Origin of the sequence: Campylobacter sp. BCW_6463 (genome assembly GCF_001762785.1) — a bacterium.
Taxonomy (GTDB): domain Bacteria; phylum Campylobacterota; class Campylobacteria; order Campylobacterales; family Campylobacteraceae; genus Campylobacter_D; species Campylobacter_D jejuni.
The window spans coordinates 1-22,464 of the sequence record NZ_MJXL01000064.1 but is presented as its reverse complement, the minus strand read 5'-3'; the positions used below and the strand labels follow the sequence as shown (position 1 = coordinate 22,464).

The window sequence follows — 22,464 nt, the reverse complement described above, 5'->3', positions numbered from 1 at the left end:
TGGTTTAAAAATGGGAATTTTAACAAAATTAGAATTAGATTATGAAATTGACGATATAGAAAAATTTTTACAATTTTTTAGAACCATGTGTGATAGGTTTGAACCTTTAATCATCAAGCTTGGAAGCGATAGTGTGCGTTATAAAGAAGCTATAAAAGAGCTTGAAACTTTAGCACACAATACCGCTTGGGCAGCAAGACGTTTAAATCTTGAAGAAGTGACTGATTTTTGTGTATTTTGTGAAGAGATGATGGCGCAAGCAAATCGCTTTAACGGACCTGCTAGTGATGAATTTACGGATTGGATGCTTTTGATGAGCGATCAGTTTGAAAAATATTGTCGTTCATATGAAAATGATGATTCTGTTTTAGCGGTTTTTAATCCTTTAATTGTTAATGTTCCAAATATTATTTCTAAATAAGGGAGCGACTTGGCTTCGACAGGAGTAAGTCTGCTTAGATGGCATGTCGCTTTGGGCAAAGCGTAAAAAGCCCAAATAAAATTAAACGCAAACAACGTTAAATTCGCTCCTGCTTACGCTAAAGCTGCGTAAGTTCAGTTGAGCCTGAAATTTAAGTCATACTATCTAGCTTAATTTTCGGTCATTTTTGATAGTGTAGCCTTGCGTTTGACAAGCGTTGAGGTGAAATAAAGTCTTAGCCTTGCTTTTGAGTTTTGGAAGATGAGCGAAGTAGGGTGAAGTAGTCATCTTTGCTAAGCATGTAGAGATCTTTGTGGGATTATTTTTGGACAGGGGTTCGATTCCCCTCGCTTCCACCAGTTTTAAAATTAATATTTATTGAAATTTGAAGATTAATAAAAATTCATAGTTTAAAGTTTTTAAGGTATAAAACCCTAAAAACTTTTAGTTTTCTTTGAAAAGTTTGGAAGCTAAGTGCGTTGCACGACTTTGATCTGTATCTTTTTTAAGTGTTTTATAAATTTTACTTACATATTCTTCTAAGGTTTGTTGAGAATCTATGGTTTTTTCAGAAGAAGGAATTTTTTCATATTCTCCATTGTTTTTAAGCTCATAAGCTAAAACATTATCGCTAAGCTGTAAGCGTAAAAATTGAGCTAATTTAGCTTTGCTTCTTTCATCATATATAGGAGTCATAAGTTCTAAGCGACGCTCTAAATTTCTTGGCATCCAATCTGCACTCGATATAAAATAATTTGGCTCACTATGTTTAAAATAAAATACTCTAGCATGTTCTAAGTATTTTCCTATGATGCTTCTAACGCGTATGTTTTTGCTGTATTCTTCATCAGGTTTTAAGCAACAAATTCCGCGTATGATAAGATCGATTTGCACTCCTTCCATACTTGCTTCATAAAGAGCTTGTATGATATCACTATCTACAAGAGAGTTCATTTTAGCTACAATCACACCTTCATTTTTCTTGCTTGTTTCAATGCGTATCATTTCTAAAACTTTTTCTTTGATTTGATTTGGACTCATTGAAAGAGTTTGAAGACGACGGTTTTTACTAAAGCCTGATAAGATATGAAAAAATTTTGTCGTATCTCTTGCAAATTCTACTTTGCTTGTAAAATAACTCACATCAGTATAGATTTTAGCACTGCTTGCATTGTAATTTCCTGTGCTTAAATGCATATAAAATTTAAGCTTATCCCCTTGTTTGCGTATGACTTGAGAAACCTTAGCGTGGACTTTAAAACCTGTAATGCCATAAATAACATGAGCTCCGGCATTTTCTAAAGCTTTCGCCCAATGAAGATTATTTTCTTCATCAAAACGTGCTTTTAATTCTACCATCACAGTTACTTGTTTTCCATCGCTTGCAGCATCAATTAAAGCTTGAACTATATTGGAATTTTTTTCAACTCTATAAAGTGTCATTCTTATGGAAATTACTTCAGGATCTTTGCTTGCTTCTTTGATAAATTTATAAACTGGATCAAAACTTTCAAAAGGTTGTATGATGAGTATATCTTCTTTTTCTACAGCATCAAAAATAGATAAATTCTCATCAAAAGGTGGTAAAGTTTTAGGCGTGTAAAGTGGGCTTAAAAGATGTGTAAAGGTTTTATTTCCTGCGATTTGCCAAAGGCTAGGGAGATTGAGTAAAATAGAATATTCATAAACATCTTTATGAAAAATTTTCATGTGAGTATTAAGAAATTCTACGATTTGCTCATCTGCATCTTTTTGAATTTGCAATCTTACAAAAGCTCCTTTTCTGCGAAGCTTCAAGCCTTGCTCTAAAATCATCATAAAATCATCAGCTTCTTCCTCTTCTATTACTATATCTGCATTTCTAGTCACTCTAAATGCTGCTGAAGCTAAGAGTTTATAGCCTGGAAAAATTTCTTCTGCGTGTTGATGGACTATACTTTCTATAGGAACATAAATATTTGCACTTACTTCATAAAAACGAGGTAAAACTCTTGGAATTCTAATCATTCCAAATTTTACAAGTTCAGGATGTGCTTTATCACAAATTTTAACCGCTAGTGAAAAAGATAAGTTGTTTAAATGCGGAAAAGGGTGAGTCGCATCAACAGCTATTGGAACAATAACAGGAAAAATATTAGAGAAAAAATACTCATCACATTTTTGTTTTAAATTTTCATCTAAATTCTCATAATGCTTTATGAAAAGATTTTCTTTTTCTAATTCACTTGTGATTTCATTAAAATAACGCTCCAAAAGCTCTTTTTCTTGGTGTAAATATTTGCGTATGGCTTTTAATTGTTGTAAAGGGGTCATTTCATCGCTACTGCTTGCATTAACTCCAGCTGAAAAAAGTTGTTTTAAGCCTGCAACGCGTATCATATAAAATTCATCTAAATTAGTGCAATATATAGCTATAAATTTTAATTTTTCTAATAAGGGTAAATTTTTAGAACATTGGTCTAAAACACGAGAATTAAAGCGAAGCCAAGAAAGTTCGCGATTGATAAACATATCAGGACTTATTTGCATTAATTTTTCCTTTTTTTGTTATATTTTATCATTTATTTTAAAATTATTGAATAAAAGTTTCAAATTTTTTAGGTTAATTAAGAGTAAATATATCTTTAAAATTATATTAAATTCATCTATGTTAAAATTACAAAATTTATTTCTGGGAAATTCTGTGACATTATTGTTCTATTGAAGATTTTAAGAAATGATAATTTTAAGGAGGAAAATTTTGAAGAAAACTTCGAATCTTTTTACTATTTTTCTTGTTTTGCTTTTTGTTTTCTTTGCGGTTGGGTTTTATACTTTTTATAACGCTAAGGGCACATCTTATTTAAGCAATGCAAGCGAATCTTGTAATAACTGCCATATTATGAATGAAGTTTATAACGAATACATGGCAGGGCCGCACTCTCAAAAAGTCAAAGGCGAACCTAGGGCAACTTGCGTGGATTGCCATTTGCCACATAATTTTGTAGCTAAATGGATAGCTAAAGCTCAAAGTGGTTTAGGGCATGCTTATGCTTTTACTTTTAAACTTGATGAGTTGCCTACAAATTTGAGTGCGACTGAAAAAAGCAGAAAAATGGTGCAAGAAAACTGCATACGCTGTCATGCAGATTTTGCTCAAACAGCTATCAATGCTACAACAAATCCACATGCAGACAAGTCATTAAATTGTGCTTCTTGTCATAAAGATGTTGGACATAAACACGGAATTTAATAAGGAGAAGATGAATGAAAAAAAATATTTTACGCTTGGGTATTGTTGTTTTGGTTTTACTTATAGCGGGAGTTTTATGGCTAAATAATGATATCAATCAAAAAAAAGAAGATGAAGCAAATAAAAATGCTATTGCAGCAAATGCTGATTTTTCTTTGCTTAGCGATGATGATCCAAATTTTGAAAAATGGGGTAAGGTTTTCCCAGAGCAACTAAAAATGTATTTAACGGTTGAAAAAGAAGAGCCTAAGGCTACTGAGTTTGGTGGTAATTTAGCTTATTCAAAATTGATTCGCTTTCCTCAATTAACCATACTTTGGGCAGGATATCCTTTTAGCCTTGATTTCAATGAAGAAAGAGGGCATTTTTGGGTTCAAGTAGATCAAATGAAAACAGCAAGAAACAACAAAGATTTTCTTAACGCCCATGGACTTGCTGCTTTTAAAGGCCAACCCGCAGCTTGTATGAATTGTCATAGTGGATGGACTCCATGGCTTATAAAAAATGTTGCTAAAGGGGATTTTACTGCTTTTAACTCTACAAATTATTGGACCATGATTAAAAATATCCCAGCCGTTGATGGTATAGTGGAAAATTCACCTGAACATGCAGGCCCACATGGTGGTAAAAGAATGGGTGTAACTTGTGCAGATTGTCACAATCCAAATGATATGAGTTTAAGACTTACTCGTCCAGCAGCTATTAATGCTTTAGTTTCTAGGGGATATGAAAAAGATCCAGTACAAGGCGTAAAAGCTACGAGAGAAGAAATGAGAACTTTAGTTTGCTCTCAATGCCATGTTGAATACTATTTTAAACCAACAGGGGAAAAAGTAAAAGTAATGGGTGAAACTATTGTAGATGATAGTTCTAAAAAATGGTGGAATGGAACTCAGAAAAATTATGATGAGTATGAGTTTTGGAGAGATGGAAATAAAGCTAAAGAGATTGAAACCGATGGTATAGTTTTAACTTTTCCTTGGAGTGAGTGGAAAAAAGGGCAACCATTTAGAATTGAAATGCTAGATGATTATTATGATAAAGTTCGTGGAGTATTTGGAGCTGATTTTACTCATAAATTAACAGGAGCACAAATTATTAAAATTCAACATCCAGAAAGTGAACTTTATAGTGGCGGTGTGCATGCTGCAAATGGAGTAAGTTGCGTGGATTGTCATATGCCTTATGTTAGAGAAGGAGCTAAAAAGGTTACTCAACACAATATCACTTCTCCTTTAAGAGATATTAACTCTGCTTGTAAGTCTTGTCATAAACAAAGTGAAGATTATTTAAAAGCTCAAGTGCTTGACATACAAAACAGCGTTGCACATGATCAAAGAACTGCAGAGTATGCAATTGTTAGTTTGATTATGGATACTAAAAAACTACGCGATGAACTAGGTAATATGGAAAAATTCCAAAGCGATGGAAAAGCTGATGCGAAAAAAATTAGCGAAGAGTTAAAAGAAGTTTTAGAACTTCATCGTAAAGCCCAAATGAGAGCAGATTTTGTTAATGCTGAAAACTCAACTGGTTTCCATAATCCTCGTGAAGCTTCAAGAATGTTATTGCAAGCTGTTGATATGGCAAGAATGGGACAAACTAAACTTGTAGAAATTGCAGCGGCAAATGGAATTAAAGATTTTAAAACTTCAAATTTAGGTTTTGAAGATATTCAAAAATTTAATCCAGGAGAGCTTTATTATAAAGTAGATGTTAATGGTCATAAAGCTGGAGAGCGTTACTATGCAGATGAAAAAGATGTTAATGGTAATCCTCCAAAAGAACTTTTAGAGCATGATAAAGAGCTTGCTCCTTATAATTATCAAGTGATTGATAAAAAATAATTCTTAAGCCCTATAATCATAGGGCTTTTTCTTTTCTTTGTTTTAAAAAATACAAACTTTTTATTTAAAGTTCACTTTTGCTTCACTTTGTTTTGTCAAAATATCACAAATTTTGATAATCAAAAAGGAGTTAAAATGATCAATAAAAATAAATTGTTTAGACAGGTTCATATCTATCTTAGTTTGTTCTTTTTGCCTTGTGCTTTGCTTTTTGCTTTAACGGGTATAGCGTATATTTTTGGTATTAATCAAGATGTGGGTTTGAAAGTTGAGCAGTATCAATTGTCAAAAGTTATAGAAAGTGGTAAAGAAAGAGAAGCTTTAATAGAGTACTTAAAAACAAATGGTTTAAAAGTGCCATCTAATACAAATATAATTAAAAGTAAAGATAAAGGTATAACAATAGGTGGAACTCATTATAGTGCTAATATAACTCAAAATTCTACTAATGAATACAGCATTACTCTAAAAACAAGATCTTTGCTTGGAGATATGATTATGCTTCATAAAGATAAGGGTGCTTGGTATTTTTCTGTGCTTAGTGTAGGTTTTGGTATTACTTTATTTATGCTTTATATTTCAGGGCTTATGATTACTTTGTTTGCAAATAAAAAAGATAGAAGTAAACAATTTGCAGTTCTTGGAGTAGGGGTTGTTGTAACTTTGCTTTTGGCTTATCTTAGCCTTTGATTTTTCCTAGCTTTTTAAGCTAGGTATTATTTATTTTTTTGTATAATTACACTTTACTTTATTGGACAGATGGGTGAGCGGCTGAAACCACACCCCTGCTAAGGGTGCAGATCTTAACGGGTCTCGAGGGTTCAAATCCCTCTCTGTCCGCCACTAAAACTTTCTTGAAAATTCCAAGTATTTATATATTTGAAAAAAGAATAATCTAGAACTATAAATAAATCAACATTATTCTAAAATTGGAAAATAATCCATTAGAAGATAAGATATTTTGGAATTATTTAAGAAATTAGATGAAAAAGAAAAAAATATTGTATTACTTATATGGAAGCAAGAATTCTAAAAAAATAAAATATAAAATCAATCCCAAAGATTACTTTTATATATGCCTAAAATTACAATTTCATTTTTACTTTTATCGATAAGATAAGGGATAATATAACCTTTAAAAATCAAATCTCTTATATTTTCATTATCAAAAGACAAAGATTTTCTATTTTTATAAGGCATAAAAGAAAGATTTTTACAAATTGAATTAATATCATTAAGAAATTCTTTAGCATGAAAAGAACTATCTAATTTTATAAAATTAACAATATGCCTAAGCTCATTTTTAAATCTAGGAGTTGGAACAATTTTCATTTATTCTAAATCTTTTCTAATATCATTAAAAGTTTCATCAAAATCTAAAGTCTTTAATTTACCTTGCTCGTAAAGTTCTATATCCTTTTTATAACCATCAATTCTTATTTTATGCTCTAAATAACTTAAAGCAAGTTCTAAAACTTCTTTTTCACTTAAATTGTTATCTTTACAATAATTAGTTAAAAAATGCTGTGTTTCTTTTGAAAATTCTAAGTTCATTTTTCACTCCTTTTTAAAAATTTATTATAACATAAAAATATTTTTATTTATAAAAAGGGTTCAAATCCCTCTCTGTCCGCCACTAAAACTTTCTTGAAAATTCCAAGTATTTTATTAAGCATCAAAGCAAGAGACTAGCCCTTGCGAGGTTGTATTATTTTACAGCATTTTTGATTTCTAAAATCATAGTTTTTAAAGACTCTAGTCCATTTCCACTTGCTAAATACCAGTATTCTGGATCAAGATAGATGATTTTTTTGTTTTGTGCTGCTTTGGTTTTAGCAACAAGCGCATTATCGAGTATGCCTTGAGCGCGTTCTTTGTTGCCTACAATGATATTTCTATCAACAACAAAAATATAATCAGGATTTTTTTCTAATATAAATTCAGAATTGATACTTTTGCCGTGTGTGCCTACTTTTATATTCTCATCTACCGCGTTAATCCCTAAAACATCGTGAATAATCCCAAAGCGAGATTGAGGACCAAAGGCTGAAATTTTGTTAGAATTTGTAAGAATGATAAGAGCTTTTTTATCTTCATTAACTATGCTTTTGGCTTTTTCAATTTCATTTTTAATATCTGAAATTTTTTCTAAAGCTTCTTTTTCTAAACCATAAAGTTTTGCAATGCTTAAGACATTGTTTTCAAAAGAGCTTAAAAAATTTGCATTATCAAGACCTACAAATAAAGTTGGAGCTATTTCTTTTAATTTATCATAAAATTTACTTTGGCGTCTAGAAATGATGATAAGATCAGGTTTTAAAGCATTAATGGCTTCAAAATCAACTTGTTGCACTCCACCTACACTAGGTTTGTTTTTAAATTGTTGTAGGTATTTTGGTAAATTTTTAGCAGGAACGCCCGCGACTTTATCGTTTAATTTTAAAGCATCAAAAGTATCTAAAATTCCAAGATCTAAGATCACTACCTTAGAAGGATTTTTAGGGATTTTATTTTCTCCTAGACTATCCTTTACTAAAAAACTATCACCCTCATCACTCATGCTAATAGGCAAAACTTTCACCGTAGCAGTGTTGGTTTTTGTTGTAGAGCTTGCATTGTTTTCATTTGAGTTTGAATTACAAGCTGTTAAGATTAGACTTAAAAAAAATGCAAAAAATGCAAAAAATGCAAAAACTAAAGATTTTTTCATATTTTCTCCTTTTTAAAAATAAATACAAATTTTCTTAGCATCAATTTGACTTACAGGTATATCCATATCATAAATTTGTTTTAAATTTTCTTGATTGATGATTTCATCTTTTGAACCTTGTTTTAAAAGCTTCCCATCTTTTAAGGCTATGATTTCATCAGAATAAATCGAAGCAAAATTAATATCATGCAATACAACAGCTATACTTTTGTTAAAGTCTTTGACTAAATTTTTCATTAGTTGCATGATTTGTACGCTATGTTTCATATCAAGATTGTTTAAAGGTTCATCAAACATTATAAATTCAGTATCTTGAGCGATGATCATGGCTATAAAAGCTCTTTGTTTTTGTCCGCCGCTTAATGTATCTAAAAATTCATTTCTTAAGTTACTAAGCCCCATATATTCTAAAGCTTCATTGATTTTGATTTTATCGTTTGCATTAAGTCTTCCTTGAGAATGCGGAAAACGCCCAAAAGCAACTAATTCTTCAACTTTTAATCTTAAATTGATATTGTTTTGTTGTTTGAGAATGGAAATTTTTTGTGCTAAGATTTGCTCTTTATGGTCTTTTAAATTCATTCCATCGATATAAATTTCTCCGCTACTAGGTTTTATCAAACGACTTGCTAGGGCTAAAAGAGTGGATTTTCCAGCACCGTTGGCTCCAATTATAGAAGTGATTTTTCCTTTATGAAAATCAAGGCTAAGATCTGAAATAATGGCTTTATTGTCATAAAATTTGGTGATATTTTTTAGTTTAATCATAATTTATTACCCTTTAATACAAGATAGATAAAATATATCCCACCTAAGAAATTAATAACCACGCTTATAGTGGCATTATAATCAAAAACTCTAGAGACAAAAAATACCCCTCCAAGCAAAGCTAAAATGCTAATGAGTATACAAGCACTTAGCAAAATACTATGCTTTGCAGTTTTAAATAGCTCATAAGTGATATTTACCACCAAAAGCCCTAAAAAGGTTATAGGACCTACAAGTGCGGTGCTAATAGAAGTTAAAATAGCTATGATAATCATCAATTGTTTTGAAATTTTTTGATAATTTATCCCTAAATTTATCGCTAAATCTTTGCCTAAATTTAAAGGATCTAAAAATTTCATATAGCGAAAAATCCATATAAAACTTAAAAAGCTAATGATATAAGCAAGAATTAAAACATCAAAAGCAATATTATCAAAGCTAGCAAACATTCTTCCTTGTATTACCATGAATTCATCAGGGTCGATTAATACTTCAAAAAAAGAGCTTAAAGTGCTAAAAAGTGTTCCAAAAACTAAGCCTAAAAGCATGATAAGATAAATGCTTCTATCGCTACTAAATAAAATTTTATAAAGTCCTAGTGAAAAAACCATCATACAAACTAGAGTGATTGAAAAATTGATGTCATTTTTATAAACACTTAAATTAGCTACACCAAAAGAAAAGATAAGAGCACTTTGAAGTAACATATATAAAGAATCTAATCCTATGATAGCAGGGGTTAGAATTTTGTTATTGCATAAAGTTTGAAAAATCACTGTTGAAACAGCGATACAAATAGCTACTATGATAATAGCTGCAATTTGTAAAAAACGACTTTTTAAGGCGTACTCATCAAAGCCATTTAAACCCACAAGTATAAAAATCCCTATCATGTTAAGTGTTAAAAAGCTTAAAATCAGCATTTTTTTACGCATAAACTTTCCTTTTTAACAAAAGAAAGATAAAGATTAAAGATCCTAAAACACCTGTAGTGATACTTAAAGGCATTTCAAAAGGAAAGATGACAAGTCTTGAAATGATATCGCAAATAAGTAAAAACAAAGCTCCACAAAGTGCTATATAGATAAGATTTTTTCTAAGGTTATCACCTAGATAAAGAGCTACTAAATTTGGGATAATTAGCCCTAAAAAAGGGATAATCCCAACGCTTACAATCACTAAACTAGTGATAATGCTTACAATCATCAAGCCTAAAAATAATATACCATTATAAGAGATTCCAAGATTTAAAGCTATATCTTCGCCCATGCCAACTATGGTGATTTTATGAGCTAAAAAATAAGCAAGTATAAAAAGTGGTAAAGAAATGTAGAGCAATTCATAATTTCCCTGCATAACATTTGCCATACTGCCTTGTAACCAGCCTTGGATATTTTGTATATAATTTAAAGCATAGGCAAAAAAAGTGGTTATAGCACTAATAATGCCTCCAAACATCAAGCCTATTAAAGGTATAAAAATCACATCTTTGAGTTTGATTTTTCTTAAAATTTGGATAAATATAAAAGAACCCAAAAGTGCAAATACAGAAGCAATGACAGCTTGAGTGAAAAAAGATGCTCCAGCAAAAAATATTAAAGAAATAAGTATGCCAAATTTAGCACAATCCATAGTTCCTGCTGTAGTTGGAGAAACGAATTTATTTTGCGTGAGTTGTTGCATGATAAGCCCGCATATACTAAGACTCATTCCTGTGAGTAAAATCGCTATAAGTCTAGGAATTCTTGTGAGAGTTATGATTTCTAATTGAGTGGAGTTAAGATTAAGAATATCTTTTACATTGATACTGATAACTCCTATAAATAAACTTATCATTCCAAAGAATAAAAGTAAAGCTATAAGCACTTTTAAACTCAATATATGCTTAAAAAACAAATCTTTCCTTATAGTAATAATAATTATCAAAAATGAAATTGTAATGAAATTTGTTTTAAGAAATGATAAAACTACAAAGGATATTTTAGTAAGAAATCAAAAATCCAGTGGAAAGTCTTTGCAAGTGTTTGTTATAGTCTATAAGGCTTTCTCCATAGCCATTAAAGTATTGTAAATACCAATAAATTCCATTGTTAAAAATATCATATCCTAGATCAACCTGTATAGCACCTTTGTTATTGCGGAATTTAAGATTGTTTCTTAGCATAAGATTGATAAAATAATCATCACCCAAATACGCTAAATTTACATCAAAATTTCCCATATAATGTAAGATGGCAGGATTATCATCATCTTTTTTGCTTTCAGGAATCCTATACCAAAGGCGTGGAACAAATAAAAATTTATTATATAAAATAGCTGTAGATACATAAATTCTATTCCATGAGCGAGATTGCAAATTCTCATCTCCCTTGCCATTGCTTTCATGCAATATGCCTACGCGTAGGTTGTTAAAAAATTCATAATCTTTAAGATACAAAGGAAAATCTATAAAAAATTCTGGCTGATAGTTGGTTTCTCTAAAAGGAGAAGAATGCTCATAAATTTGCCACCAAGAAGTTTGAGTATAGGCTATATAATATTTTTCATCCAATCCTAGCAAATTTTCAAAAAGTCTTTTTTTAATGCTAAGTTGAAATTTAGCTTCACTTTTATTGTGATTTTCTTCTAGAGAGTTAAAACTATAAGCCAAAGGTAGAAAATAATTCATTTTATAAGCACTAATGCCAAGAGGGTTAAAGTATTCATCTTCTTCAAGATAATTTGCCAAGGCAAGACGAGCAAAATCTTGTCTTTCTTCTTTGGCTGCAATAATAGATTTTTCATTTTGAGTAGTTTGTTTAGTTTTATTTTGTTCTTGAGGGATTAAAACAGATGAATTTTTTAAAGCGAGTTTTTTGTAAATTTCCATAGCTTTTTTATAATCGCCTTGTTTTTCATACTCTAAAGCTTGTTGTAAATCACTAGCCCATATAAAAACACATAAGCTTAAAAATAAAGCAATTTTTCTCATTTTAACTCACTTTTAAATTTTTCATATTCTTCATAAAAATTAAGATTTAAAAAAGCATCTTCATCTTCAAATTCCACAAATTTGGTTTTAATCTCAGAAAATAAAAGTCCTATTTTTTGTTCATTTTTTTCTAAGAAATTTTTACAAGTTTGAGCTAAAGAGCTGTGATAAAAGCCGCACAAGGGATGTTTATGTAAAGGAGTTTTGGCTATGATTATTTTATAGTTTTGCTCTAAAAAAGGAAGCATTTTTAAAAGCTCATTTTCACCTACTTTAGGACTATCTACACTTAAAACAAAAACAAATTCATTTTTAAAATTTGAAAGTATAGAGTAAAGCGCAAGCATAGGAGAGTAAACTTCAAATTCTAAAGAATCTTTTATCAAGCTAAAATGGTTTTCAAATTTGTCTTCTTTTGCGCTCACATAGACATTTTTAAAAATTTTAGAAAATTTATTTACTTGAAATTGAGTTAAATTTTGATTTTTAAGAATCAATTTGCTTTTATCTTGTCCCATACGACTAGATTTACCACCACATAAAATCACACAATTTAGCTCATTAAGCTGCACAAATTTCCTTTTTTAGTTTAATTCTACCACAAATTCGCTAAAATATTTTATAATTTCTTTTATGAAATACACAGAACTTTTACAATTGCAAACTTTTTTTTCTCAGTTTAAAAAAATCGATTTTATCAAGCGTATCAATGACAATATTTTGGAATTAAGCTTTGACAGAGAAAGATTTATTTTTGATCTCACTCGTGCAATGAGTGCGATTTATACAGCTAAATTTAATGCAAAAAATTATAATGCACCTTTTGATTTTATGCTTAAAAAGTATTTTAGCAATGCTTTTATAAAGGAAGTTAAAGTCCTTGAAGGCAATCGTATTTTATGTTTTAGTGTAAAAGCTAATAAGGCTTATAAAAGCTATGAGAGCAAGATTTATTTTGAATTTACGGGTAAAAATACCAATGTTATTCTTACAGATGAAAAAGATTTAATCATAGAGGCTTTAAGGCACATTGATAAAAGTTATCGTGTAGTAAAATCTAATGTGATTTTAGAGCCTTTAAAGCCTTATAAAATGGATGAAAGTTTTGAGGAAATTAAAGATTTTAAAGATTATTTTTCTCGCAAATTTACAAGCATTTATGAGAGTAAAATCAAACAAATAAAAAATTTAAAACTTGCACAAGTGGATAAAAAAATACAAAATTTACAAGAACTTTTTTCTAATTTAGATGAAGAAAATTCTTTACTCTTAAAAGCTTTAGAATACAGAAAAAGGGCTGATGTATTGTTTGCAAATTTGAGTGTTTTAAAAGATTATGAAAGGGAATTTAAGCTTGATGACTTTGAAGGCAAAGAGTTTGAATTTAAGCTTGAATTTAGTCCTAAGCAAAGTGCTAATTTATACTATAAAAATGCCAAAAAATTAGAACAAAAAGCTAAAAATTTAAACATACAAAGGCAAAATTTAAAAGAAAAGTTAGATTTTACCTTGAGTTTAAAAGAATTATTGCTTCAAGCTAAGAGTGAGATAGAGCTTGAAATTTTACTACCTAAAAAAAATAGCAAAAAAAATCAAGATCATAAACAAGAAGATCTTGTGGCAAATTTTTATTATAATGAGTTTAAAATTTGCGTGGGTAAAAATGAAAAAGGCAATGAATTTTTACTTAAAAATGCTAAAAAAGATGATTTGTGGTTTCATGTAAGGGATATTCCTAGTGCACATACTTTGATTGTATCAAACAAGCAAAAAATCAGCCTTGATGTGATAGAATTTGCCGCAAGGCTTTGTGTAAGTTTTTCTAAGTTAAAGAAAGGTTCGTATTGGGTCGATTATACCTTAAAAAATTTTGTTAAGGTTCAGCAAAAGGCGTTTGTAAATTATACAAATTTTAAAAGTATTAATATCATGAAGGATTAAAATGCCAGTTAGCCCATTAGGAAATGTCAATTATATAAATCAAAATATGGCTTATCCAGCTACACAAGCAAGCAATGAGCTTGCAAAAGAAGGTTTTGCAGCTACGCTAAATATGGCTGAATTTAATGAAAAAGAAAAAACTTTAAACAAGCTTGAAAAAGTCAATAAGACTCATGAAATCAAAGAAGAGATCAAAGAAAAAGCCGAACAAGAAGAAAAAAAGAAAAAACACAATCAAGAAGCTAAAACTAGCGATGATGAGAAAAATGAAGAAGATGAGTCTAAAGATCCAAATTTTAAAGACGCACAAAGCATTCATCGCTTAGATATTAGTATATAAGGAAAAATATGTTTAATACAACTAGAATTATTTCAGCTTTTGTGATGATAGGGGCTATTATTATTATCGCGTTGATTGATCAATTTTTTATCAATTTTATCGTTTTTGCGGTTTTATTGTATTTATCTTTTAGTGAAGCAAAAAAACTTTTTGCTTTAGAAAATATTTCTATTATCCCTTTGGCTATAGCTTTTATTTTGGGAAGTTTATCGCATAAAGCTTTACTTTTTGGGATTTTAGCTTTGTTATTGGTCGTTGGATATTTGGTTTATAAAAAGGCTTCCTTAAAACCAGCTCTTATTTATATTTATCCTAGTTTGCCTATTTTAGCACTTTGGCAAGTGTATTTAGATCAGGGTATGTTTGCGCTTTTTTGGCTTATCATTATCGTTACAGCTTGTGATAGTGGGGCGTATTTTATCGGAAAACTTATAGGTAAAACTCCTTTTTCTCCAACAAGTCCAAACAAAACCTTAGAAGGTGTTATAGGCGGCTTGATTTGTGCGAGTATTATTGGAACTATTTTGGGAGTTTTTGTCTATAGTTTTTGGCTTTCTTTACTTTGTTCGTTTTTTGTAGCGATTTTTGCAGTAATTGGAGATTTGCTTGAGAGTTATTTTAAAAGAGAAGCAGGTGTAAAAGATAGTGGAGATCTTATCCCTGGTCATGGGGGTGTGCTCGATAGAATCGATGCAGTGATCATTACTGCTTTTGTGATGGTTGCTCTTTTATGATACTTTTTGGAAGTACGGGTAGTATAGGAGTAAATGCTCTTAAACTTGCTGCTTTAAAAAACATTCCCATTTCTGCTTTAGCTTGTGGGGATAACATCGCTCTTTTAAATGAGCAAATCGCAAGATTTAAGCCCAAATTTGTTGCCATAAAAGATTCAAAAAATAAGTATTTAGTTAAACACGATAGAGTTTTTATAGGACAAGAAGGTTTAGAGCAAATTTTAACAGAATGCCAAGACAAGCTTTTACTCAATGCTATTGTAGGTTTTGCAGGACTTAAAAGCACTTTAAAGGCTAAAGAACTTGGCAAAAACATAGCCTTAGCTAACAAAGAAAGTCTTGTTGTGGCTGGGAGTTTTTTAAAAGGGGCTAAATTTTTACCCGTTGATAGTGAGCATGCGGCTTTAAAATTTTTACTCGAAGACAAAAAAAATATAGCAAAACTTTATATCACAGCAAGTGGTGGAGCTTTTTATAGGTATAAAATCAAAGATTTAAATCAAGTCAGTGTCAAAGATGCTTTAAAACATCCTAATTGGAACATGGGGGCAAAGATCACTGTAGATAGTGCGACTATGGCAAATAAGCTTTTTGAGATTATAGAGGCTTATCATTTATATGATTTTAAAGAAATTGATGCTTTAATAGAACCAAGATCTTTAGTGCATGCAATGTGTGAATTTAAAAATGGAGCTAGCACGGCGTATTTTTCAAAAGCAGATATGAAATTAGCTATTTCAGATGCTATATTTGAAAAACAAGATATGCCTATTTTAGAGGCTGTTGATTTTAGCAAAATGCCTGCTTTAAAATTTCATAAAATTAGCACAAAAAAATATCCTATTTTTAAGCTTAAAAATGCATTTTTAAAAGAGCCAAATTTAGGTGTTATCATCAATGCTGCTAATGAAGTTGGTGTTTATAATTTTTTAGAAAATAAAAGTGGATTTTTAGACATTGCTAAATACATTTTTAAAGCTCTTAATCACTTTGGAGTGCCTAAAATTTCAAGCATAGAAGAAGTTTTTGAGTATGATTTTAAAACAAGAGAGTATTTAAGGAGTTAAAATGAAATTTTTTTTAACAATTTTATTTCTTATAACAAGTATTTTTGCTTTAGAGCTAGACTTTAGCGTAGGAGAAAATGGAAAAAGCCTAGATGATAATAATACGGTTTTAATTTTTGGTGGAATTCAAGGCGATGAGCCTGGTGGATTTCATGCGGCAAGTTTGCTTTTGAGTGATTATAATATCACTAAGGGTAAGATTATAGTGGCTCCAAATTTAGCTTTTGATAGCATTATCAAGCGTTCGCGTGGGAATAATGGGGATTTAAACCGTAAATTTGCAAACATTAGCTCAAAAGATCCTGATTATAAGAGAGTTCAACGCATTAAAGAGCTTATTTTACTTCCTGAAGTTAGTATGGTGATCAATCTTCACGATGGTTGGGGTTTTTATAAACCTACTTATATTGATGCGATGCAAAATCCTAAGCGTTGGGGAAATTCAAGTGTGATTGACACAAGCGAAATCAATGCAAGCAAATACCCTGATCTTGAAAATATCGCTACTCAAACCGTAAATAGTGTCAATTCTTCACTTGCTGATCCAAAGCATGCTTATCATCTTAAAAACACCAAAACCCAAGAGCTTGGTGATACGGAAATGCTTAAAGCTTTAACTTATTTTGTGATTTCAAATTACAAAGCTGCTTTTGCAAATGAAGCGAGTAAAAATCTGCCTGTAAATTTAAGAGCTTATTATCATCTTTTGGCAATTGAAAATTATCTAAAAACCGCTGGAATTGAATTTAGCAGAGATTTTGAACTTACCCCACAAGGGGTTGATAAAGCCATAAATAAAGAGCTTGAAGTGAAACTTTTTGATGATAGAATTTTACTTTCTTTAAAAAATCCAAGAAAGGTTATCAACTATGTGCCTTTTCCGGTAAATAAAGAGTTAAATTATAATACAAGCAATGAACTTACTGCTGTTATCGCAGAAGGAAATTCTTTTTATATCCAGTATGGCAATCGTTTTCAAACAAGATTATATCCTGAGTATTTAGAATTTAGCGATGCTTTTAATGAAGTAACTTTTCAAGTTGATGGCAATGAAACCACCGTTCCTTTTGGAACCAAGGTAAAAGTAAAAGAGAATTTTCTTATTCCAAAGATAGCTAATGTGCGCGTAAATATCATAGGCTTTGATCATGGAAAAGATGAAAGTGATATTTTAGTTCATAAAAAAAATATGCAAACACAATACTCTTTGGATATGGCAGGTAAAATTTATAGAGTGGAATTTTATGAGTTAAGAGGGGTGAATTTGCAACAACTTTTAGAGGCAAATACCAATAGCAAGTTGATCAAAAATGCTAAAAATTTGGACTTAAACACTCTTAAAATGGCAAGATCAAAAGATAAATTCTTAGGTTCTATTTTAGTGGAATTTGAATGAAAAATCTTATCCTAGCTATAGAAAGTTCTTGCGATGATAGTTCTATAGCTATCATTGATAAAAATACCTTAGAGTGTAAATTTCATAAAAAAATTTCCCAAGAATTAGATCATAGTATCTATGGGGGAGTGGTACCTGAACTTGCTGCAAGACTTCATAGCGAAGCTTTACCAAAGATACTTAAGCAATGCAAAGAGTATTTTAAAAATCTTTGCGCCATAGCTGTGACAAATGAACCTGGGCTTAGCGTTTCTTTGCTCAGTGGAATTTCTATGGCAAAAACCTTAGCAAGTGCTCTAAATTTACCCTTAATCCCTATAAATCATCTTAAAGGTCATATTTATAGTCTTTTTTTAGAAGAAAAAATTTCTTTAGATATGGGAATTTTGCTTGTTAGTGGTGGGCATACTATGGTGCTTTATCTTAAAGATGATGCAAACTTAGAGCTTTTAGCAAGCACAAATGATGATAGCTTTGGAGAAAGTTTTGATAAAGTGGCCAAAATGATGAATTTAGGTTATCCTGGTGGGGTCATCATAGAAAATTTAGCAAAAAATGCCAAACTTAAAAATATCTCTTTTAACATACCTTTAAAGCATTCTAAAGAACTCGCTTATAGTTTTTCAGGACTTAAAAATGCAGTGCGTTTAGAAATTTTAAAGCATGAAAATTTAAGCGATGAGATAAAAGCTGAAATAGCTTATGCCTTTGAAAATACAGCTTGTGATCATATCATGGATAAATTAGAAAAAATTTTTAATCTTTATAAGTTTAAAAATTTTGGCGTTGTAGGCGGAGCTAGTGCAAACCTTCACTTGCGTTCGCGTTTGCAAAATTTATGTCAAAAATATAATGCAAATTTAAAACTAGCTCCTTTAAAATTCTGCTCCGATAATGCTTTGATGATAGCAAGAGCTGCAGTTGATGCTTATAAAAAAAAGGAATTTGTAAGTATAGAAGAAGATATTTTAAGCCCTAAAAATAAAAATTTTTCAAGGATATAGATGAGAAAAGCTTTTACTATATTAGAACTTGTTTTTGTAATTGTTATCTTAGGAATTTTAGCCGCTATTGCTTTACCAAAAATGAGTTCAAGCAAGGATGAAGCTGAAGTTAGCAAGTCTTTAAACAACCTTAAAACTTTGATCAATGATATAAGCATTTATACTTTAAAAAATGATCATTTAAGCTCTATAAAAACGATGAGTAATGTAATCGGGGTTGAAAATGTTGATCTTGGCAATTTTAACGGCACAAAAGAAGTAAATTTTGGCGTAGGCAATGATAAAGAATGCTTAAAACTTGTTTTTATAAATAAGGCTGATTTTATACTCATGGGAATTTCAAGCAATGAAGCAAGCAAAAATGCTATCATCAACGCAGCCAATCAGACTCATGAAGATTTAGAAAATATAGACTTTACAAGCTCTTCAAGCAATAAAGCTTGCGTGATTTTAAGTAAGAATGAAAATTTTAAAAACCTAGCGAGCAAAACTTATCTTTTAATAGGGGGAATGTAATGATAGTGAGTAAAACTTATGAGATTGACTCTTGTGATGATGCAGAACTTGGTATAAAAAGAGAATCAAAGCTTGAATTTAAGCTTTGTTTTGATGATGAAAAAGAAGTAAAAGCTTTAGTGTTTATTATCCCTGGGCTTGGTGGAGATGCGGATGAAAATTACCGTGAACACTTAGCTGAATTTGTAGCAGACGAATTTAATGTGGCTGTAGCAAGTGTGAATTATCATTGTATTGGTAATCGTCCTCAAACAGGCTCTACTTTTTATTTAGATGATATAGACAAGCTTATTTTAAAAGCAAGTTGCGAAGCTATAGACATAAAGCTTCCTTATGATGTTGATAAAATTCAAGACTATAAACAAATGAGTGAAATTTTTCATTTTGTAAATAATCAAATAACCAAAGGCAAGCAAAAAGGTGATTTTGCACCAAATTATTTTTTAAATTTGCATGTGAGTTTGCAACCTACAAAAAATGAGTATCAAAATTTTGGCATTATGCAGACTCAAGATCTTTTAAATGTTGCACTTTATCTTAAAAAATATGCTCCTTTTGATACTATGGGGGGGGGGTATACCAGTTATCATGATAGGTAGTTCTCATGGGGGATATTTAGCGCATTTAGCCGCTAAAATTGCTCCTTGGTTGATAGATGGAGTGATAGATAACTCAAGTTATGCTAAATTTCTTTGGAGGCTTGTTGGGTTTGGTAAAGAAGTTGATTTTATGGAATATTCAGAGTTTGATACTTTTGATTTTTATCAAAATATTAGAGTTTGTTGTTCTAGCAAAACTTTTTGGACAAGTAATTCAAGCTCAAATAATTTTTTTTCAGTGTCAAGAAGAATGATAAGATATATCTTAGAACCAATGCATCTTGAAATTCAAGCTAATTACCCAAAACCATGTTATATTAGTTATCATTCTTTTTATGATAAAGAAATAGCCCCACCTGATGAAAAACTAGAACTCTATAAATATTTAAAACAATTTGGGTTTGATGCAGAACTTTATATGATAAAAAATCCAAATCAAATTGATGGTAAATTTATTAAAAATCTAGAACATGGCATGGGAATGTCTATAAAAACTTTGATTTCTAAAGAACTTCCTTTAATACTAGAAAAAATAAAACAAAATCCAAAAAAAGACTATAAAGAAAAATGCATTTCTTATCCTTGTGAGGATTTGTTATATCGATTTAGCGAGAAAGATAATAAAATATCATTAAAAATAGATAAAATTTAAAGGAAAAGTATGACTATACTAGAAAAAAACATACAAGCTTTATTAAGCGGGGTAAATGAACCTTTAGGAAATAAACTTTTAAATTTTATACAAAATAAAACTTGTTCTCGTTTTAATATAGATGAAAATTTAAATATCTATGATAAAACTCATAATGTTTTTATGTATGAAAATTTGGAACAGGAGATAAATTTTTTCTATCAAAGTATTTTGGAAAAAACTCTTAGATATCCTTTTGTATGTATTTATGGTATAGGCAATGCCTTGCTTATTAAAAATTTAGCTAAACATTATAAACATCTTTTTGTATTTGAAAGTGAGATAGAACTTTTTATTTTAGCTTTAAGTATGCTGGATTTGAGTGAAGAGCTTTGTAGTGGAAAAATTTATCTGGTGGATATTGAAGAAGAAAGAGTAGACATACAACTTAGAATACTTTTTGATCAAAAAGATATGTTTGGATATCTGAGTCTTTATGAAATATTTATGAATTCCTATTATAAAAATATTTTTATAGATAAAATAGCTAAAATTAATGATATAATTTATGATAATATTAATCTTGTCATTAGAAATTTAGATCCAAGCTCTATGATAGCCTTGACTTGCTATGATAATTTTATACAAAATATTCCTATAATGTTAAAAAATATTCCATTCCAAAAAATCATACAGGAGAGAAAAAACCAATTTGAAAGCTGTATAGTTGTATGTGCTGGACCTAGTCTTGAAAAGCAAATTCCACTTTTAAAAAAATATCAAGAAAATTTTGTAATTTTTTGTGCAGATGGAGCTTTTCCTTTGCTTTATAAAAATGATATTATTCCTGATTATGTATTAAATTTAGATTTAGAAGAGTATCCATTGGAATTTTTTAAAGATATTGAAAAAGATAAGTTAAAATCAACCTTATTTATTTTAGCTCAAAGCACCCATCCAAATGTCGTAGAGTTATTAAAAGATAAAAAATTATCATTATCTATAGTTTTAAATGAAGATCTTCCTTATAAAAATTTGAATATTTTGAACTTTGGCTATCTAGAACTTGGGACACATGTAGGACATATGTGTTATACTTTAGCTTTAGCATTAGGATTTAAAAATATTATTATCATAGGTCAAGATTTAGCTTATAATGAAGAAGGTGATTCACATTTTAAGAATTTTGCCTTAGGAAGTACTGTTGATGTTGGTTTGAAACTTCCAAGCATGAAAGTTGTAGCTTATGGCGGAAAAGGTGATGTCGTTACTCATGTTGGATGGAATGATTATAAAAAAAAGTTGGAATTTTTATTTGCATGTAATTCTTTAATAAATTATTATAATGCAACAGAAGGAGGAGTTAGAATTGCTTTTACAAAAGAGTTAAGTTTTAAAGAGTGTTGTTTAAAATTTGCAAGTTGCAAGAAAAAAATCTTATCTATCCCAAAAAGTCTTACTTTAAATAGAAGCGATAAATTGTTTAAAAAAATTCTAGAAATTTTTAGTCAAGATTTAAAAATATTTGATCAAACTTTAGAAGATGCTGAAGCTTTGTGTCATGTCTTAGAAAAAGTTATATCAAGTGAAAATTTGCCTTTAGAATTTTTATTAAATGTTTTAAAAAGTATAGAAAAATTTAATTCTTTTATAGATTCTAATTCTACTTTATATGATGGAATATTAAAGGGGGTTTTATTTTATAGAGGATTTAAGCTTAGTGAAATTATTTTGCAAAAAATAAAAGAGGAAGAGAAATATTTATTTTTAGTAATTAAAGCTTATAAAGATTGGCTACTTTTATTTATAGAAAAATTAAATATTAGAAAACAAAGTTTAGAAAAATTATTTCTATAAAAGTATAAATTTTTAAAAAAAAGTAACGATATAGCATTTAACAAGTTCATGGATGAGCTTGAATTTATTTAAAAGGATTTAAAATGGGATTTCGTATTAACACAAATGTCGCAGCATTAAATGCAAAGGCAAACTCAGATCTAAATGCTAAAAGTTTAGATAGTTCATTAGCAAGACTTAGTTCAGGTCTTAGGATTAACTCTGCAGCGGATGATGCTTCAGGGATGGCGATAGCAGATAGTTTAAGATCTCAAGCCAATACTTTAGGTCAAGCTATCTCAAATGGTAATGATGCTTTAGGTATCTTACAAACTGCTGATAAGGCTATGGATGAGCAACTTAAAATCTTAGATACTATCAAGACTAAAGCTACTCAAGCAGCTCAAGATGGTCAAAGTACAAAAACAAGAACCATGCTTCAAGCAGATAT

General features: G+C 30.0%; 21 protein-coding genes, 1 tRNA gene, 1 other RNA gene and 2 pseudogenes. 16 read left to right on the top strand and 9 right to left on the bottom strand.

Features of this window, described 5'->3' with window-relative positions; all coding sequences use genetic code 11:
* Positions 1-10: 10 nt before the first annotated feature.
* Both AJ884_RS07260 and ssrA read left to right on the top strand, forming a co-directional pair.
* Complete coding sequence (locus AJ884_RS07260; RefSeq protein ID WP_002783915.1) at positions 11-421, top strand: hypothetical protein; 411 nt, start codon at positions 11-13, stop codon at positions 419-421.
* Positions 422-780: a transfer-messenger RNA gene (gene ssrA, locus AJ884_RS07255) on the top strand.
* Between the two features lie 85 nt (positions 781-865).
* Here ssrA and AJ884_RS07250 read toward each other — a convergent pair.
* Positions 866-2,950, bottom strand: coding sequence for an RNA degradosome polyphosphate kinase (locus AJ884_RS07250; RefSeq protein ID WP_070286540.1), 2,085 nt, complete (start codon positions 2,948-2,950; stop codon positions 866-868).
* A 187-nt stretch (positions 2,951-3,137) separates the two neighbouring features.
* Here AJ884_RS07250 and nrfH point away from each other — a divergent pair, with 187 nt between their 5' ends.
* From nrfH to AJ884_RS07230, 4 genes are all read left to right on the top strand, one after another.
* The gene (nrfH, locus tag AJ884_RS07245) at positions 3,138-3,653 is read left to right on the top strand and encodes a cytochrome c nitrite reductase small subunit (protein WP_010891930.1); all 516 of its coding nucleotides are present in this window, start codon (positions 3,138-3,140) and stop codon (positions 3,651-3,653) included.
* 14 nt (positions 3,654-3,667) lie between these two features.
* Positions 3,668-5,500 (top strand): ammonia-forming cytochrome c nitrite reductase subunit c552, encoded by a 1,833-nt coding sequence (locus AJ884_RS07240; protein ID WP_044259035.1) that lies wholly within the window; start codon positions 3,668-3,670, stop codon positions 5,498-5,500.
* Positions 5,501-5,635: 135 nt separating this feature from the next.
* On the top strand, positions 5,636-6,190 hold the full coding sequence (locus AJ884_RS07235) for a hypothetical protein (RefSeq protein ID WP_070277618.1): 555 nt from the start codon (positions 5,636-5,638) through the stop codon (positions 6,188-6,190).
* A 63-nt stretch (positions 6,191-6,253) separates the two neighbouring features.
* Positions 6,254-6,343, top strand: a tRNA-Ser gene (locus tag AJ884_RS07230).
* A 207-nt stretch (positions 6,344-6,550) separates the two neighbouring features.
* On the opposite strand, the gene AJ884_RS07225 is transcribed toward AJ884_RS07230, so the two are convergent.
* The 8 genes from AJ884_RS07225 to AJ884_RS07190 all read right to left on the bottom strand — a co-directional run bounded on the left by AJ884_RS07225 (position 6,551) and on the right by AJ884_RS07190 (position 12,521).
* A complete protein-coding gene (locus AJ884_RS07225) occupies positions 6,551-6,832 on the bottom strand; it encodes a type II toxin-antitoxin system RelE/ParE family toxin (protein WP_070277619.1) in 282 nt (93 codons plus the stop codon).
* Entirely contained in the window at positions 6,833-7,054 is a 222-nt protein-coding gene (locus tag AJ884_RS07220) for a hypothetical protein (protein ID WP_070277620.1), read from the bottom strand.
* Positions 7,055-7,208: 154 nt separating this feature from the next.
* On the bottom strand, positions 7,209-8,210 hold the full coding sequence (gene ceuB / locus AJ884_RS07215) for an enterochelin ABC transporter substrate-binding protein CeuB (protein ID WP_070286539.1): 1,002 nt from the start codon (positions 8,208-8,210) through the stop codon (positions 7,209-7,211).
* A 12-nt stretch (positions 8,211-8,222) separates the two neighbouring features.
* On the bottom strand, positions 8,223-8,978 hold the full coding sequence (locus AJ884_RS07210; protein WP_070286538.1) for an ABC transporter ATP-binding protein: 756 nt from the start codon (positions 8,976-8,978) through the stop codon (positions 8,223-8,225).
* The gene (locus tag AJ884_RS07205; RefSeq protein ID WP_070286537.1) at positions 8,975-9,913 is read right to left on the bottom strand and encodes an iron chelate uptake ABC transporter family permease subunit; all 939 of its coding nucleotides are present in this window, start codon (positions 9,911-9,913) and stop codon (positions 8,975-8,977) included. The genes AJ884_RS07210 and AJ884_RS07205 overlap by 4 nt, the downstream gene beginning before the upstream one ends.
* The gene (locus AJ884_RS07200) at positions 9,906-10,874 is read right to left on the bottom strand and encodes an ABC transporter permease (RefSeq protein WP_070277623.1); all 969 of its coding nucleotides are present in this window, start codon (positions 10,872-10,874) and stop codon (positions 9,906-9,908) included. The genes AJ884_RS07205 and AJ884_RS07200 overlap by 8 nt, the downstream gene beginning before the upstream one ends.
* Before the next feature lie 85 nt (positions 10,875-10,959).
* Positions 10,960-11,949, bottom strand: a complete 990-nt coding sequence (locus AJ884_RS07195) for a phospholipase A (RefSeq protein WP_052776834.1) — start codon at positions 11,947-11,949, stop codon at positions 10,960-10,962.
* On the bottom strand, positions 11,946-12,521 hold the full coding sequence (locus tag AJ884_RS07190) for a molybdenum cofactor guanylyltransferase (protein ID WP_002855734.1): 576 nt from the start codon (positions 12,519-12,521) through the stop codon (positions 11,946-11,948). Before AJ884_RS07190 ends, AJ884_RS07195 begins: the two co-directional genes overlap by 4 nt.
* Positions 12,522-12,582: 61 nt before the next feature.
* Here AJ884_RS07190 and AJ884_RS07185 point away from each other — a divergent pair, with 61 nt between their 5' ends.
* The 10 genes and pseudogenes from AJ884_RS07185 to AJ884_RS07140 form a co-directional block, all read left to right on the top strand.
* Positions 12,583-13,890 (top strand): NFACT RNA binding domain-containing protein, encoded by a 1,308-nt coding sequence (locus tag AJ884_RS07185; protein WP_070286536.1) that lies wholly within the window; start codon positions 12,583-12,585, stop codon positions 13,888-13,890.
* Position 13,891: 1 nt separating this feature from the next.
* Positions 13,892-14,230, top strand: coding sequence for a hypothetical protein (locus AJ884_RS07180; protein ID WP_070286535.1), 339 nt, complete (start codon positions 13,892-13,894; stop codon positions 14,228-14,230).
* 8 nt (positions 14,231-14,238) lie between these two features.
* Positions 14,239-14,964: a phosphatidate cytidylyltransferase gene (locus AJ884_RS07175; protein WP_070286534.1), complete on the top strand. Its 726-nt coding sequence runs from the start codon at positions 14,239-14,241 to the stop codon at positions 14,962-14,964.
* Positions 14,961-16,031 carry a 1-deoxy-D-xylulose-5-phosphate reductoisomerase gene (gene dxr / locus AJ884_RS07170; RefSeq protein ID WP_070286533.1) on the top strand — a complete coding sequence of 357 codons (1,071 nt, stop codon included), beginning with the start codon at positions 14,961-14,963 and terminating at the stop codon, positions 16,029-16,031. The genes AJ884_RS07175 and dxr overlap by 4 nt, the downstream gene beginning before the upstream one ends.
* Position 16,032: 1 nt before the next feature.
* Positions 16,033-17,427, top strand: coding sequence for a M99 family carboxypeptidase catalytic domain-containing protein (locus AJ884_RS07165; protein WP_070286532.1), 1,395 nt, complete (start codon positions 16,033-16,035; stop codon positions 17,425-17,427).
* Positions 17,424-18,431, top strand: coding sequence for a tRNA (adenosine(37)-N6)-threonylcarbamoyltransferase complex transferase subunit TsaD (gene tsaD, locus AJ884_RS07160; protein ID WP_070286531.1), 1,008 nt, complete (start codon positions 17,424-17,426; stop codon positions 18,429-18,431). Before AJ884_RS07165 ends, tsaD begins: the two co-directional genes overlap by 4 nt.
* Positions 18,432-18,947: a type II secretion system protein gene (locus AJ884_RS07155; protein WP_070286530.1), complete on the top strand. Its 516-nt coding sequence runs from the start codon at positions 18,432-18,434 to the stop codon at positions 18,945-18,947.
* A pseudogene (locus AJ884_RS07150) lies at positions 18,947-20,198 on the top strand (DUF2920 family protein). The gene AJ884_RS07155 and the pseudogene AJ884_RS07150 overlap by 1 nt, the downstream one beginning before the upstream one ends.
* Before the next feature lie 9 nt (positions 20,199-20,207).
* A complete protein-coding gene (locus AJ884_RS07145) occupies positions 20,208-22,034 on the top strand; it encodes a motility associated factor glycosyltransferase family protein (protein ID WP_070286529.1) in 1,827 nt (608 codons plus the stop codon).
* An 83-nt stretch (positions 22,035-22,117) separates the two neighbouring features.
* Positions 22,118-22,464, top strand: a pseudogene (locus tag AJ884_RS07140) (flagellin); the annotation flags it as partial.

Coding starts and splice junctions, on each gene's coding strand:
- AJ884_RS07260 (WP_002783915.1), top strand. CDS start 11: ATGGGAATTTTAACAAAATTAGAATTAGATTATGAAATTGACGATATA.
- AJ884_RS07250 (WP_070286540.1), bottom strand. CDS start 2,950: ATGCAAATAAGTCCTGATATGTTTATCAATCGCGAACTTTCTTGGCTT.
- nrfH (WP_010891930.1), top strand. CDS start 3,138: ATGATAATTTTAAGGAGGAAAATTTTGAAGAAAACTTCGAATCTTTTT.
- AJ884_RS07240 (WP_044259035.1), top strand. CDS start 3,668: ATGAAAAAAAATATTTTACGCTTGGGTATTGTTGTTTTGGTTTTACTT.
- AJ884_RS07235 (WP_070277618.1), top strand. CDS start 5,636: ATGATCAATAAAAATAAATTGTTTAGACAGGTTCATATCTATCTTAGT.
- AJ884_RS07225 (WP_070277619.1), bottom strand. CDS start 6,832: ATGAAAATTGTTCCAACTCCTAGATTTAAAAATGAGCTTAGGCATATT.
- AJ884_RS07220 (WP_070277620.1), bottom strand. CDS start 7,054: ATGAACTTAGAATTTTCAAAAGAAACACAGCATTTTTTAACTAATTAT.
- ceuB (WP_070286539.1), bottom strand. CDS start 8,210: ATGAAAAAATCTTTAGTTTTTGCATTTTTTGCATTTTTTGCATTTTTT.
- AJ884_RS07210 (WP_070286538.1), bottom strand. CDS start 8,978: ATGATTAAACTAAAAAATATCACCAAATTTTATGACAATAAAGCCATT.
- AJ884_RS07205 (WP_070286537.1), bottom strand. CDS start 9,913: ATGCGTAAAAAAATGCTGATTTTAAGCTTTTTAACACTTAACATGATA.
- AJ884_RS07195 (WP_052776834.1), bottom strand. CDS start 11,949: ATGAGAAAAATTGCTTTATTTTTAAGCTTATGTGTTTTTATATGGGCT.
- AJ884_RS07185 (WP_070286536.1), top strand. CDS start 12,583: ATGAAATACACAGAACTTTTACAATTGCAAACTTTTTTTTCTCAGTTT.
- AJ884_RS07180 (WP_070286535.1), top strand. CDS start 13,892: ATGCCAGTTAGCCCATTAGGAAATGTCAATTATATAAATCAAAATATG.
- AJ884_RS07175 (WP_070286534.1), top strand. CDS start 14,239: ATGTTTAATACAACTAGAATTATTTCAGCTTTTGTGATGATAGGGGCT.
- dxr (WP_070286533.1), top strand. CDS start 14,961: ATGATACTTTTTGGAAGTACGGGTAGTATAGGAGTAAATGCTCTTAAA.
- AJ884_RS07165 (WP_070286532.1), top strand. CDS start 16,033: ATGAAATTTTTTTTAACAATTTTATTTCTTATAACAAGTATTTTTGCT.
- tsaD (WP_070286531.1), top strand. CDS start 17,424: ATGAAAAATCTTATCCTAGCTATAGAAAGTTCTTGCGATGATAGTTCT.
- AJ884_RS07155 (WP_070286530.1), top strand. CDS start 18,432: ATGAGAAAAGCTTTTACTATATTAGAACTTGTTTTTGTAATTGTTATC.
- AJ884_RS07145 (WP_070286529.1), top strand. CDS start 20,208: ATGACTATACTAGAAAAAAACATACAAGCTTTATTAAGCGGGGTAAAT.